Annotated in this window: 13 protein-coding genes and 1 riboswitch; of the genes, 8 read left to right on the plus strand and 5 right to left on the minus strand. The window is 74.2% G+C overall.

Annotation, left to right across the window (positions count from 1 at the left end):
• Positions 1-9 precede the first annotated feature (9 nt).
• Positions 10-918 carry an MEDS domain-containing protein gene (locus H7X46_RS12975; protein ID WP_186359653.1) on the minus strand — a complete coding sequence of 303 codons (909 nt, stop codon included), beginning with the start codon at positions 916-918 and terminating at the stop codon, positions 10-12.
• 234 nt (positions 919-1,152) lie between these two features.
• Entirely contained in the window at positions 1,153-1,662 is a 510-nt protein-coding gene (locus H7X46_RS12980) for an OsmC family protein (protein WP_186362634.1), read from the minus strand.
• A 174-nt stretch (positions 1,663-1,836) separates the two neighbouring features.
• Here H7X46_RS12980 and H7X46_RS12985 point away from each other — a divergent pair, with 174 nt between their 5' ends.
• The 5 genes from H7X46_RS12985 to H7X46_RS13005 all read left to right on the plus strand — a co-directional run bounded on the left by H7X46_RS12985 (position 1,837) and on the right by H7X46_RS13005 (position 5,055).
• A complete protein-coding gene (locus tag H7X46_RS12985; protein WP_370589067.1) occupies positions 1,837-2,463 on the plus strand; it encodes a CDP-alcohol phosphatidyltransferase family protein in 627 nt (208 codons plus the stop codon).
• A gap of 9 nt (positions 2,464-2,472) precedes the next feature.
• Entirely contained in the window at positions 2,473-2,865 is a 393-nt protein-coding gene (gcvH, locus tag H7X46_RS12990; protein ID WP_186359655.1) for a glycine cleavage system protein GcvH, read from the plus strand.
• A gap of 184 nt (positions 2,866-3,049) precedes the next feature.
• A complete protein-coding gene (gene garA / locus H7X46_RS12995) occupies positions 3,050-3,499 on the plus strand; it encodes a glycogen accumulation regulator GarA (protein WP_186359656.1) in 450 nt (149 codons plus the stop codon).
• Between the two features lie 268 nt (positions 3,500-3,767).
• Complete coding sequence (locus tag H7X46_RS13000; RefSeq protein WP_010224693.1) at positions 3,768-4,244, plus strand: bifunctional nuclease family protein; 477 nt, start codon at positions 3,768-3,770, stop codon at positions 4,242-4,244.
• Between the two features lie 232 nt (positions 4,245-4,476).
• The gene (locus H7X46_RS13005; RefSeq protein WP_370588741.1) at positions 4,477-5,055 is read left to right on the plus strand and encodes a MerR family transcriptional regulator; all 579 of its coding nucleotides are present in this window, start codon (positions 4,477-4,479) and stop codon (positions 5,053-5,055) included.
• Between the two features lie 19 nt (positions 5,056-5,074).
• On the opposite strand, the gene H7X46_RS13010 is transcribed toward H7X46_RS13005, so the two are convergent.
• The gene (locus H7X46_RS13010; RefSeq protein WP_186359658.1) at positions 5,075-5,374 is read right to left on the minus strand and encodes a YiaA/YiaB family inner membrane protein; all 300 of its coding nucleotides are present in this window, start codon (positions 5,372-5,374) and stop codon (positions 5,075-5,077) included.
• Between the two features lie 82 nt (positions 5,375-5,456).
• Positions 5,457-5,550, plus strand: a riboswitch (glycine riboswitch).
• Between the two features lie 161 nt (positions 5,551-5,711).
• Here H7X46_RS13010 and gcvP point away from each other — a divergent pair.
• Positions 5,712-8,603: an aminomethyl-transferring glycine dehydrogenase gene (gene gcvP / locus H7X46_RS13015; RefSeq protein ID WP_186359659.1), complete on the plus strand. Its 2,892-nt coding sequence runs from the start codon at positions 5,712-5,714 to the stop codon at positions 8,601-8,603.
• Between the two features lie 30 nt (positions 8,604-8,633).
• Here the strand turns inward: gcvP and H7X46_RS13020 are convergent, their stop codons facing one another.
• Both H7X46_RS13020 and H7X46_RS13025 read right to left on the minus strand, forming a co-directional pair.
• The gene (locus H7X46_RS13020) at positions 8,634-10,493 is read right to left on the minus strand and encodes a sugar phosphate isomerase/epimerase and 4-hydroxyphenylpyruvate domain-containing protein (protein WP_186359660.1); all 1,860 of its coding nucleotides are present in this window, start codon (positions 10,491-10,493) and stop codon (positions 8,634-8,636) included.
• A complete protein-coding gene (locus H7X46_RS13025) occupies positions 10,483-11,400 on the minus strand; it encodes a shikimate dehydrogenase (RefSeq protein ID WP_186359661.1) in 918 nt (305 codons plus the stop codon). The genes H7X46_RS13020 and H7X46_RS13025 overlap by 11 nt, the downstream gene beginning before the upstream one ends.
• Before the next feature lie 120 nt (positions 11,401-11,520).
• Between H7X46_RS13025 and H7X46_RS13030 the strand changes: the two genes are divergently transcribed.
• Positions 11,521-12,177 (plus strand): TetR family transcriptional regulator, encoded by a 657-nt coding sequence (locus H7X46_RS13030; RefSeq protein ID WP_186359662.1) that lies wholly within the window; start codon positions 11,521-11,523, stop codon positions 12,175-12,177.
• A 128-nt stretch (positions 12,178-12,305) separates the two neighbouring features.
• A complete protein-coding gene (locus H7X46_RS13035; protein ID WP_186359663.1) occupies positions 12,306-13,673 on the plus strand; it encodes an MFS transporter in 1,368 nt (455 codons plus the stop codon).
• The last annotated feature ends 1 nt before the right edge of the window (position 13,674 follow it).

The following is a 13,674-nucleotide window of genomic DNA, read 5'->3' on the forward strand; positions in this document are numbered from 1 at the left end:
GCGCTCCGGTCACGGGGCGGGCGGGGGCGGGTCGACCTTCGGGGGCTCGTCGTCGAACACGAGCTGCGGGGAGAACGCGGCCCCGCAGCGGTCGAGGATCCGCTGGACCCGCGGCCGGACCCGGTGCAGCACCAGCCGGTGCGAGCTGGGGAAGCCCTCCGCGGCCTGCACGAGCGCGACCGCGGACGCGACGTCGACGAACCGCACCGAGGCCATGTCCAGGCCGATGTCGGTGGGGGCGTCGGCGGAGCGCAGCGCGGCGTCCAGCTGCTGGTACAGCAGCGTGGTGATCTTCGGACGGTTGCTGTGGTCGATCTCGCCGGCCAGCCGCGCCACCCCGTCGCCGAGCCGGACGATCCGGAGCAGGCCGTCGTCGTAGGCGCGGACGGGGGCGATGTGGTCCCGGTGCAGGGCCCGCATGATGTCGATCTGCTCGGCCGGGAAGTGCTCGGCGTCGTAGGTGCACAGCGCGGTGAGCGTCTGCGGGTGCTCGCGCAGCATCTTGGCCAGCAGCCCGTCGTACTCGGGGAGCGTGCCGGCCGCCCCCTCGAGCAGCGCGGCGTGCTTCTGGCCGGCCACCCGCAGGCCGGTCCAGCCGTCGGAGAGGGTGTGGTCGATCTCGTCGACGACGGCGGTGTAGGCGTCGGACAGCGGGATCCGGAACAGCTGCCGGGTGTTCTCCTCCGGCATGATCTCCAGCTGGCCCCGCCGGAGCGGCTCGTCGATCGCGACACCGTCCTCGGCCAGCCGCAGCAGCAGGGAGTCCGCGGCGCCGTCGTCGTCGAGGTAGAGGATCCGCTCGCCGCGCTCCAGCCCGTGCGCGACGAACGCGGCCGTGACCTCACGGAGGTGCTCGGCACTGTCCGGGACCGCGCACGCGTGATCGCCGGACGAGAGACCGTCCGCCAGTTTGATCACGTGTCACCTGCCGGGGCGGTGCACGCCGTCCGCGAGCACGCCCAGTCATTCCTTCCGGGGCTCCTCCACCGTACGGAGGGCCGGGCGCCGCCCCGGAGACCTCCGAACGTGCCGGGCGCCGAACCGCGGGTGACGCGCGACGAACGGCCCGTGACCCGCCGTGTGTGGCGGGTGGTGGAGAGAGGGTGTCGCCGTTCGGCGCACCGGGCCGGCGTCCGGGCGGGTCAGCACGGATCAGGATCCGGTGGAGACCTCCACCGAGGTGGTCGCGCTGCCCTTGATCGTCTGCAGCACGACGCAGTAGCGCTCGGTGAGCTTCACCAGCGTCGCGATCTTCTCCTCGTCCGCGCCGTGCGCGTCGATGTCGAAGGTCAGCCGGATGTCGCGGAAGCCGACCGGCGCGTCCTTCGCGACCCCGAGCGTGCCCCGGAAGTCGAGGTCGCCCTCGGCCCGCACGCGGCCGGTCACCTCCAGCTCGAGCGCGGTCGCCACCGCCCGCAGGGTCACGCCCGCGCACGCGACCAGCGCCTCCAGGAGCATGTCGCCCGAGCAGAGCTGGGTGCCGTCGCCGCCGGTGGCCGGGTGCAGGCCGGCCTCGGCCATCGCCTGGCCGGTGCTGACCTTGCAGGCGACGCCGGTGCCCAGCTCGCCGTCGGCCGAGAGGGTGACGACCGCGGAGCCCGGGTCGTCGCGGTACTGCTGCTTGAGCGGGGCCTGACGGTCCCGCAGCGAGGGGGTGTCGATGTCGGTCACACCCCCATCCTGACCGACCGCGCCGCCGTGCACAGCCCAAGGCGTGTCTAGGCTGGCCACGTGGGCCGTGACGCGGAGACGAACCGGGCGGCCGCCGTGCGCCGCAACGCCCGGGAGACGGTGCGGGAGGCCCGCGAGACGGTCCGCCACACCGTGCGCGACTCCGTGCACGACGTCGCGGGCCCGCCCACCGGGCAGGACCGGCTGTGGACGGTGCCGAACGCGCTGAGCGTGCTGCGCCTGCTGGGCGTCCCGCTGTTCCTGTGGCTCATGCTCGGCCCGGAGGCCGACGGCTGGGCGGTGGCGGTGCTGGCCGTCGGCGGCTTCACCGACTGGCTGGACGGCAAGCTGGCCCGGCTGCTCGACCAGTACAGCCGGTTCGGGGCGATGCTCGACCCGGCGGTGGACCGCCTCTACATCCTGGCCGCCCTGGTCGGGCTGGCCATCCGCGACATCGTGCCGTGGTGGGCGGTGCTGGCCTTGGTGGCGCGCGACGTCGTGCTCGCGGCCTGCGTGCTGGTGCTGCGGTGGCGCGGCTACGGGACGTTCGAGGTCGTCTACGCCGGCAAGGCGGCCACGTTCGTGCTCCTCTACGCCTTCCCGCTGCTGCTGCTCGGGGACGGGCCGTCCGCCGCGGAGGCCGTCGTCCGCACGATCGCGCACGCGTTCGCGATCTGGGGCGTCGCCCTCTACCTGTGGTCCGGTGGCCTCTACCTGGCGCAGTTCGTGCTGGCCCTGCGCCGTCCGGCGCCGGACGCGACCCGGTTCGATCACGACGGGCCGGGGGGCTAGGCTCGCCGCGTGAGTTCGGAGATTCCGTCGGACCTGATCTACACCGAGGCCCACGAGTGGCTGCGCGAGACCGGGGACGGGGTGGTCCGGATCGGCATCACCGACCACGCCCAGTCCCAGCTCGGCGACGTCGTGTTCGTCCAGCTGCCGGCCGTCGGCGACACCGTCGCGGCGGGGGACGCGATGGGCGAGGTCGAGTCGACCAAGTCGGTCTCGGACATCTACGCGCCGGTCGGGGGCGAGGTCGTGGCCGTCAACGACGCCCTCGACGGGAGCCCGGAGCTGGTCAACTCGGCCCCCTACGGCGAGGGCTGGATCGCCGACGTCAAGCTGGCCGAGGGCAGCTCGCTCGACGGCCTGCTCGACGCCGACGCCTACCGCCAGCTCGCGGACGGGGCCTGATCGTCCCGCCGACCGCCCGACGCACGGCGGCTTTCTCCGTATCGCCGCGCCGGTCGGGACGGGTAGGTTCGTCCACCACACCCGCCAGCACGGTCACGGCGCGGTCGTACCCGCTGCGCCGCACCGCCGATCATCACCCGGACCGGAGTCCGGGGCCCCGTTTCCTACAGGAGGAGACCCCGAGGTGACCGAGAACGACCCGCGCGACGTGCCACCGGAGCGCGCACCGGAGACCACGTCGGTCTTCCGGGCGGACTTCCTCGCCGACACCGAGCAGCCGAGCGCCGAGCCGGCCGTCTCCGGTGTCGACGCGCTGCCCGCCGGGTCGGCCTTGCTGGTCGTCCGGCGCGGCCCGAACGCCGGCTCGCGTTTCCTGCTCGACGTGCCGACGACCAGCGCCGGCCGCCATCCGGACAGCGACATCTTCCTGGACGACGTCACGGTCTCCCGCCGGCACGCGGAGTTCCGCCGCGACGCGGGCGAGTTCGTCGTCGTCGACGTCGGCAGCCTCAACGGCACCTACGTCAACCGGGAGCCGGTGGACACCGCCGTGCTCGCGAACGGCGACGAGGTCCAGATCGGCAAGTTCCGGCTGGTCTTCCTGACCGGCCCACGCGAACCCGGCCGCGACTGACCCCTCCTCGGGGGCCGTGCGGGGCAGGACGGGCCGGCCCGCCGCGGCCGGCCGGGTGTGTGACGCTCGTCGAAACCGCGCCGTCACACCCCGTCCGGAGGCGCGCGTCGGGGCCTCCGTCCGTGTAGCGTCGGAACGTGTCGGTGCCGGGAGTGGGCGAGCGCGGCTCCCGGGAGTCGACCAGGGTGAGCAAGGCGATCCGGGCGGCCTGGGTGGCGGGACCGCCCGGGGCGGCCGACAGGCCCGTGAGGGCCGGGGAGGCGGGCTGATGAGCGAGATGCGCGTCGTGGGAGTCCGGGTGGAACTCCCGGCGAACCAGCCGATCCTGTTGCTGCGGGAGACGAACGGGGACCGCTACCTCCCGATCTGGATCGGGTCGGTGGAGGCGACGGCGATCGCCCTGGAGCAGCAGGGTGTCAAGCCGGCCCGGCCGCTGACCCACGACCTCCTCAAGGACGTGATCGGGGCGCTGGGCCGGCGCCTCGAGCAGGTGCGGGTCACCGATCTGCAGGAGGGCACCTTCTACGCCGAGCTCATCTTCGACGGCGGGGTCACGGTGTCCGCCCGTCCGAGTGACTCGATCGCGCTGGCCCTGCGCACCGGCGTGCCCGTGCACGCCGACGAGAGCGTGCTGGCCGAGGCCGGGCTCGTCATCCCCGACGAGCAGGAGGACGAGGTCGAGAAGTTCCGCGAGTTCCTCGACTCGGTCTCGCCGGAGGACTTCCGCGGCGCCCAGCCGGGCTGAGCAGGCCGGGCGACCGTTCGGCGCGGCCGGCGACCGTTGATCGTCGGCGGTGGCGGGCCCCGGCCCGGCACGAACCGGTGTCCGGTACGCCCGTGTCGGCGAGGCGCGTTGACCGTCCCGCCCGGCGGGCATACCGTCATCCACCTGATGACATCCGTGGAACTCGCCTGTCACCCAGCGTGTTGTGGTAGCGGGCGAGGTCGCGGTGCGGCCGATCGAGGGAGAGCACGCGGTGCAGACGCCACCACCCGAGGGGCCGGGCCAGGGAGAGCTGTTCCCGGACCCGCTCGTCGGTGAGGGGCTGGACGGGGTGTCCGATCGCCTGGTCGGCTTCCGCGGCCCGACCGCGTGCCAGGTCGTGGGGATCACCTACCGGCAGCTGGACTACTGGGCCCGCACCGGGCTGGTCGTCCCCTCGATAAGGGGTGCGGCCGGCTCGGGCAGCCAGCGGCTGTACTCGTTCAAGGACGTCCTCGTCCTCAAGATCGTGAAGCGGCTGCTCGACGCCGGGGTGTCGTTGCAGAACATCCGGATCGCCGTCGAGCACCTGCGCCGGCGCGGGATCCGGGACCTGGCCGGGATCACCCTGTTCTCCGACGGCACCACCGTCTACGAGTGCACCTCCCCGGAGGAGGTCGTCGACCTGCTGCAGGGCGGTCAGGGCGTGTTCGGCATCGCGGTCTCGGGTGCGATGCGCGAGATCAGCGGTGTGATCAAGGACTTCCCGGTGGAGCGCGCCGACGGCGGCACCGTCGACGACGCCCCCGAGGACGAGCTCGCCCGCCGGCGGGCCCGCCGCGCGATCTCCTGACCCGTCCGGCCGGTGCCGCTCACGCGACGCTGCGGAACGGGTCGTGCTCGGCCAGCAGCTTCTCCATCCGCGCCTGGTCGACCCGGTTCACGACGGTCAGGCTCTCCTGGCGGTCGCGGACGCACTTCGCGAGCGTGAACGCGGAGGTGATCGCGTACAGGACCGCGATCGCGAGGAAGGCCTTCACCCAGCCGTCGACGGGCAGGTAGACGGTCCCGATGACGACGGCGGCCAGCGACACGCCGAACGAGACGACCGCCTGGGTGTGGAAGGCGGCCGTCGTGGCGGGAGTGGTGGTGGGGGTGCTCGAGTTCGTCATGGCCGAAAGTGTGACGCGCGGTACCGGGTAGCGACGCCGTGAAACTACGGAAGCCGGGCGGTATCCTGTCCGGCGTAGTCGTGGACACCGTGCGGGAGAGTCCCGGTGCAGGAAGCCGGGCGCCGAAGGAGCAAACCCTTCCGGAATCTCTCAGGCACACGGACCGTACGGTCGAGACGCCTCTGGAAAGTGGCCGGCACCTCGGGGAGCCGGTCCGCCGACGGGGAAAGCCCGCTGCCGACACGGCATCGGGTGAATCTCTCAGGCGCCTCCGGGCGGAGACAGAGGGGAGGGGGCGTGACAGCCCTGTCCCCGGCCTGACGACTTCGGAGGCGCCGTGAGTTCCACCCCGCAGCACCGTCCCACCCTCGCCGAGCTCGAGCGCGGAGTGCCGTTCGACCAGCGGCACATCGGCCCCCGCCCGGACGAGCTGGCCCGGATGCTCGACGTCCTCGGCGCCGGCTCGCTCGACGCGCTGGCCGACCGGGCCGTGCCGGCCGCGATCCGGGACCCCGAGCCGGTCGGCGGGTCGCTCCCGGCGCCCGCCGGTGAGTCCGAGATGCTCGCGGAGCTGCGGGAGCTCGCCGCCCGCAACACCGTCACCGTCCCGATGATCGGCCTCGGCTACCACGGGACCCGGACGCCGTCGGTGATCCGCCGCAACGTGCTGGAGAACCCCGCCTGGTACACGGCGTACACGCCCTACCAGCCGGAGATCAGCCAGGGCCGGCTGGAGGCGCTGCTGGCGTTCCAGACGATGGTGTCCGACCTGACCGGGTTGCCGGTGGCCGGCGCGTCCCTGCTGGACGAGGCCACCGCGGCCGCCGAGGCGATGACGCTGCTGCGCCGGGCCGGGCGCGCGCGGAGCTCCCGCTTCGTCGTCGACGCCGACACCCTGCCGCAGACCCTCGAGGTGCTCCGGACCCGCGCCGCGCCGCTGGGCATCGAGCTCGAGGTGGCCGACCTGTCCGGGGGGACCCTCCCGGACGGCGACTTCTTCGGGGTGCTGCTGTCCTACCCGGGCGCGTCCGGCCGGGTCGCCGACCCGGCGGCGCTGATCGCCGCGGCCCACGAGCGCGGGGCGCTCGTCGCCGTCGCCGCGGACATGCTGGCGCTGACCCTGCTGACGCCGCCCGGCGAGCTCGGTGCGGACGCCGCCGTCGGCTCCACCCAGCGCTTCGGTGTCCCGCTCGGGTTCGGCGGCCCGCACGCCGGATACCTGTCGGTCGGCCAGCGCCACGCCCGCCAGCTGCCCGGCCGACTGGTCGGGGTCTCCCGGGACGCCGACGGCCACTATGCGCTGCGCCTGGCGCTGCAGACCCGCGAGCAGCACATCCGCCGGGAGAAGGCGACCTCGAACATCTGCACCGCGCAGGTGCTGCTGGCCGTGATGGCCGCCTGCTACGCCGTCCATCACGGCCCCGACGGCCTCGCGACGATCGCCCGGCGCACCCACCGGATGGCCGCCGTGCTGGCCGCAGGCCTGCGCTCCGGCGGCGTCGCGATCGCGCACGAGGAGTTCTTCGACACCGTGGTCGCGCGGGTGCCCGGCCGGGCCGACGCCGTCGTCGCTGCCGCGCACGACGCCGGGATCGCGCTGCGCCGCATCTCGGGCGACGAGGTGGGGGTGTCCACATCGGAGGTCACCACCGCCGCGCACCTGCGCACCGTGTGGGAGGCGTTCGGGGTGAGCGTGCCCGACGTCGACGAGCTCGACGCGGCCACCGCGGACGCGCTGCCCGCGGGCCTGGCCCGGACCAGTGAGTACCTGACCCACCCGACGTTCCACGAGTACCGGTCCGAGACCGCGCTGATGCGCTGGCTGCGCCGGCTCGCCGACGCCGACCTGGCCCTGGACCGCACGATGATCCCGCTGGGCTCGTGCACGATGAAGCTCAACGCCGCCGCCGAGATGGAGGCGGTGACCTGGCCGCAGTTCAGCGACCTGCACCCGTTCGCCCCCGAGTCCGACACCGCGGGGTCCCGGGAGCTGATCGCGCAGCTGGAGCGCTGGCTGGCCGACCTGACCGGGTACGCGGCCGTGTCGCTGCAGCCCAACGCCGGCAGCCAGGGCGAGCTCGCCGGGCTGCTCGCCATCGCCGCCTACCACCGCTCGCGCGGGGAGCGCGACCGCGACGTCTGCCTGATCCCGGCGTCGGCGCACGGCACCAACGCCGCGTCGGCGGTCATGGCGGGGATGCGCGTGGTCGTCGTCGGCACCGACCCGCAGGGCAACGTCGACCTCGACGACCTGCACCACAAGATCGCCGAGCACGGCGACCGGCTCGCCGCGCTGATGATCACCTACCCGTCCACGCACGGCGTGTACGAGGCGGCCGTCCGGGACGTGTGCGCCGCGGTGCACGACGCGGGCGGCCAGGTCTACGTCGACGGCGCCAACCTCAACGCGCTGGTCGGCCTGGCCCGGCCCGGCGCGTTCGGCGGCGACGTCAGCCACCTCAACCTGCACAAGACGTTCTGCATCCCGCACGGCGGCGGAGGCCCCGGCGTCGGCCCGGTCGCGGTGGCCGAGCACCTCGCGCCGTTCCTGCCCGGCCGGTCGCCCCGCGAGGAGGGCGGGGTCGGGCCGGTCTCGGCGGCGCCGTACGGGAGCCCGGGCGTGCTGCCGATCTCCTGGGCGTACCTGCGGATGATGGGCGTCGAGGGGCTGCGCCGGGCCACCCTGACCGCGGTCGCGGCGGCCAACTACGTCGCGGCCCGGCTGGGGGAGCACTACCCGGTGCTGTACGCGGGCGCCGACGGCTGGGTCGCCCACGAGTGCATCCTCGACCTGCGGCAGATCACCAAGGACTCCGGGGTGACCGTCGACGACGTCGCCAAGCGGCTCATCGACCACGGCATCCACGCGCCGACGATGTCGTTCCCGGTAGCGGGGACGCTCATGGTCGAGCCCACCGAGTCCGAGGACCTGCCGGAGATCGAGCGGTTCGTGCAGGCGATGATCGCGATCCGGGTCGAGATCGACCGGGTCGCGTCCGGGGAGTGGCCGGCCGACGACAACCCGCTGCGCAACGCGCCGCACACCGCGGCCTGCCTGGCCGACGACAAGTGGGACCACCCGTACCCGCGGGAGCTGGCCGCCTACCCGACCGGTGGGGTGCCGGGGGTGCACGACCGCAAGGTGTGGCCGCCGGTGCGCCGCATCGACGGCGCGCACGGCGACCGGAACCTGGTGTGCTCCTGCCCGCCGCCGGAGGCCTTCGCCTGATCCTCCGTCCGCGGCCGCGGGTGGGCTTTCTCAGGCGGGGGCGGTGGTCCGGCTCAGGCGGGACCGGCGGTGCGCCGCCATCCGGACCGGTGCGTCGGCCCAGCCGTGCCCGTCGTGGTTCCCGGTGCGCTGCACCAGGGTGAGGAACAGCCGCCCGCCCAGCAGCTCGGTGCAGACCTGCACGAGGTTGCCGTCGGCGGTGCGCTCGTGGAGCACGCCGAGCTCCCGGTAGGCGGCCATCGTGGCCTCGGGCAGCTCGAGCCGGGCGGCGAGGTCGTCGTGGTAGTTCGCCGGGACATCGAGCAGGGGCACGCCGGCGGCCCGCGCCGCTGCGGCGGTCGCGAGGACGTCGTCGCAGGCCAGCGCGACGTACTGCGGGTCGGCGACGGCCGGGCTCCACCCGCCGCGGCGCAGCACCGACACGGTGAGGGCGAGCCGGAGGCGGCGGTCGCGGTCGGCCAGCGCCCGGCTGCGGACCAGGCCGAACGGGGCGGCGAACTCGCCGTCGGCGACCGTCTCCAGCCCGAGCACCGCGCGGTGGAACAGCACGGCCTCGTCGAACGCGTCGTAGGGCTGGGTGAGCCCGACGTGGTCGATCCCGGTGATGCCGATGCCGGTCGCCGGCGCCTCGTCGACGGCGACGAAGTCGTGCGACCACGCCGGGCCGGGGCCGTCCGGGCCGGTGCGGCAGAAGAACAGCGACGTGCCGTCCGGGGCGGGGATCTCGGCCAGGTCGGCCTCGCCCGGGCCGGTGGTCCGGGGCAACGGCGCGGCGCAGAGCCGGGCCGCGCGCCGGGCCGAGGCGACCGGGTCGGGGGACTCGACGCCGATCGCGGCGACCGCGGCCGGGCCGTCGCCGGCCGCGTTGACCAGCAGCCGGGCGTGCCCCTGCTCGTAGCGTTCCACCTGCTTGGTGCGGTGCACCCCGGTGCGGCTGAACCCGAGCGCGCGCAGCACCCGCCCGAGCTCCGGGCCCGCATGCAGCTCGACGAACGCCGGCCCGGCCGGCGGGGGTGGCGCCACCCCGACCGGGTCGGCGCCGGTACCGGGGCGCCCGGAGCCGGGGTGCGCGGTGCGTTCGGCGAGCGCGAGCAGCGACCGGCGGGCGTCGACGGCGGTGCGGACGGGGTCGGCCTGGCGGAAGACGTCGTTGAACACCTCGAGCGACAGCGGCCCGCGGTACCCGGCGGCGAGGACCGGTGCGAGGAAACCGGGCAGGTCGAACCCGCCCTGGCCGGGGAACAGCCGGTGGTGGCGGCTCCAGGACAGCACGTCCATCGACAGCTCGCGGGCGTCGGCGAGCTGGAGGAAGAACAGCTTCTCGCCGGGCACGTCCGCGATCGGGGCGGGGTCGGAGCCGCGCGCGAGCACGTGGAACGAGTCCAGGCACAGCCCGAGTGCCGGATGGTCCCCGGCCCGGACGGCCCGCCACGAGGCGTCCCAGGTGTCGACGTGCCGGCCCCAGGCCAGGGCCTCGTAGGCGATCCGCAGGCCGCGCTCGTCGGCGCGCCCGGCGAGGACGTGCAGCTGCTCGGCGAGGCGGTCCGGGTCGGCGACGGCGTCCGGCGCGACCGAGGAGCAGACCAGGACGGTGCGGGCGCCGAGCCCGGCCATGACGTCGAAGGTCACGTCGGCGCGGCGCAGGTTCGCGGCGAAGCGGTCCGGGTCGGTGGAGTCGATGTCGCGCAGCGGCTGGTAGAGGTCGACCGACAGGCCGAGGTCGCGGCAGCGGGCGCCGATGCCGGACGGGGACAGGGCGTCGGCGACCAGGTCCGGCGCGAAGATCTCGACGCCGTCGAACCCGGCGGTCGCGGCCGCGTCGAGCTTGTCCTCCAGGGTCCCGGACAGGCAGACCGTCGCGACGGACAGCCGGGGCGTCTCAGGCGACACGGGTGGTGGCCTCCTGCTCGTCGGTGACCAGCGCCGCGAGGTGCGCGAGCATCCGGGCGGGGTCGGGGGTCGTGCCGGTGAACAGCCGGAACGCCTCGGCCGCCTGGTGCACGGCCATCCGGCCCCCGTCGACCGTACGGCAGCCTGCGGCCCGGGCCGCGCGGAGCAGCGCGGTGTCCAGCGGACGGTAGACGATCTCGGCGACCCACGGCGCGCCGGCGAGCAGGGCCGCGTCGAACGGCAGGCCCGGGTGCTCGGCCATCCCGACCGGGGTGGCGTGGACGAGCCCGGTGGCGGTGGCGAGCAGGCCGTCCAGCTCGGCGCGGGCGTGCCCGGTCGCGGTCGCCCCGGGCGCGAGGTGCGGGGCCAGGGTGCTCGCGAGCGCGGTGGCCCGGCCGGCGTCGACGTCGACGACGTGCAGGGCGCGGACGCCGTCGCGGGCCAGCGCGAAGCCCGCCGCGGCACCGGCACCCCCGGCGCCGAGGAGCACCACCCGGTCGAGTGCGGCGCCGGGCAGTCCGTCGCGCAGCCCGTCGCGGAAGCCGGTCCAGTCGGTGTTGTGGCCGGTCAGCGACCCGTCGGCACCGATCACGACGGTGTTCACCGCGCCGACGGCGGCGGCGTCGGGGGCCAGCGCGTCGAGGTGCGGGATCACGAGCTGCTTGCACGGGTGGGTGATGTTGAGGCCCGCGTAGCCCTCGGCGCGGGCCCGGTCGAGGAGGTCCCCGACGTCGGACGGCGCGGCACCGAGGTCGTCGAGGTTCCAGCGGACGTAGCGCAGCGGCAGGCCGAGGGCGGCGGCCTCGTGCTCGTGCAGTGCCGGCGAGAGCGACGGGCCGATCCCGGCGCCGATCAGTCCGGTGAGGACGGTCGTCCCGGTCCCGGTGGTGGTGTGGCTGCTCTGCACGACGCCTCCTTTTATGTACTGTCTGGTTAGTTGTACCGGACGGGGAGCGGGTCGCACCAGCCCTCGCCGGGGTCCGGGCGGTAGCGTCGGGCCGCGCGGAACGAACGAGGAGGGCACGTCGTGGCGGCAGCCCCGGGGGAGACCGGCCGGCAGCGTGACCCGGAACGGACCCGGGCCGACATCCTGGACGAGGCCACCGCGGAGTTCGCCGAGCGCGGCCTCGCCGGGGCCCGGGTGGACGAGATCGCCGCCCGCACCCGCACCACCAAGCGGATGCTCTACTACTACTTCGGCTCGAAGCAGGGTCTCTACCTGGCCGTCCTCGAGCGGGCGTACGCCGGGATCCGCTCGCTGGAGCAGGGCCTGGAGGTCGCGCACCTCAACCCGGCGAAGGCGGTGCGCGCGGTCGCCGAGCTGACCTTCGACCACCACGAGGCGCACCCGGACTTCATCCGGCTGGTGGCCATCGAGAACATCCACCACGCCGAGCACCTGCGCGCGTCGCCGATGCTGTCCGGGCTCGCCGCGCCGGCCGTCGACGTCCTCGGCGGGATCCTCGCGCGCGGCCGGGCGGGCGGCCTGTTCCGCGACGACGTCGACGCGCTCGACGTCCACATGCTGATCAGCGCGTTCTGCGTGTTCCGGGTGTCGAACCGGCACACGTTCGCCGCGATCTTCGACCGTGACCTGCTGGATCCCGGGCGGCGCGGGCACTACCGGCAGATGGTGGGTGACCTCGTGGTGGAGTACCTGACGGCCCACGTCGGCCGCTCCTGAACCGGTTCCGGGGAAACCCGGGCTTGACAGTGCCGGGGCGTGAACTCACCATTCGGTACGTAACTAGTTGGTACATAAGCGCCGCCGCGCTCGTGCCTGCAACGACGCACACACGCCCTGGAGGCCCCGTGAGTCCCACCGCGTCATCGGCCGCCCTCCCGCCGACGGCCCAGCCCGGGCGGGCCGCGCTGGCCGGCTGGATCGGTAGCGCGCTCGAGTACTACGACTTCTTCATCTACGGCACCGCGGCCGCGCTGGTGTTCAACAAGGTGTTCTTCCCCGAGTCGAGCGCGGTCGCCGGCACGCTGCTGTCCCTGGCGACGTTCGGCTTCGGCTACGTCGCCCGGCCGCTCGGCGCGGTGCTGTTCGGGCACATCGGCGACCGGATGGGCCGCAAGAAGGTGCTGGTCGCGACGCTGGTGCTGATGGGCGTCGCGACGCTGGCCATCGGCTTCCTGCCCACCTACGGCCAGGTCGGCGTGCTCGCGCCGGCGCTGCTGGTCACCTGCCGGCTGCTGCAGGGGCTGTCCGCGGGCGGGGAGCAGGCCGGCGCCAACTCGATGACGCTGGAGCACTCGCCGCAGGACCGGCGGGCGTTCTTCACCAGCTTCACCCTCTCCGGCACGCAGGCCGGCCAGATCATCGCCACCGCCGTGTTCCTGCCGGTCGCGATGCTGCCCGAGGAGGCGCTGCTGACCTGGGGCTGGCGGGTGCCGTTCTGGGCGAGCGTGCTCGTGCTGATCGCGGGCGTCCTCATCCGCCGCACCCTGCACGAGACCCCGGTGTTCACCACCGAGGTCGCCGAGACCACCGTGGACGGTGCGCCTGCGCCGTCCACGAAGGACCAGCTGCCGATCGCGGCGCTGCTGCGCGACCACTGGCCGAACCTGCTGCGGGTGACCCTCGCCGCGACCGTCGCGTCGGTCAGCACCCTGATGACCGTGTTCGCGCTGTCGTTCGCGGTGAACACCGTCGGCCTGGAGCGCTCGACGATGCTGTGGGTGGTCGTGTCGGCGAACGTCGTCGCCCTGGCCGCGATCCCGCTGCTGGCGATCCTGGCCGACCGGATCGGCCGCCGCCCGGTCTTCGTCGCGGGCGCGCTGGGCAGCGCGGCGATGCTGGCCGCGTACCTGTGGGCGGTCTCCACCGGAAGCTGGGTCCTGATCTTCGCGACCGGCGTCCTGCTGTCCGGTGTGGTCTACAGCGCCGCCAACGGCGTGTGGCCTGCGTTCTACGGCGAGATGTTCCCGGCCAAGGTCCGGCTCACCGGCATGGCCGTCGGCACCCAGATCGGCTTCGCGTTCGGCGGGTTCGCCCCGACGATCGCCACCGCGCTGGCCGGGGACACCGGGGCCGGCTGGCTGCCGGTCGCGGCCTTCGGCGCGGTGATCTGCCTGGTCGCGGCGGGCGCGGCCTACAGCGCCCGGGAGACCGCGCACCTGAGCCTGCACGAGATCGAGACCGTCCAGGACCCGGCACCGCGCCTCCCCGCCTGAC

The organism is Pseudonocardia sp. C8 (assembly GCF_014267175.1).
GTDB lineage: Bacteria > Actinomycetota > Actinomycetes > Mycobacteriales > Pseudonocardiaceae > Pseudonocardia.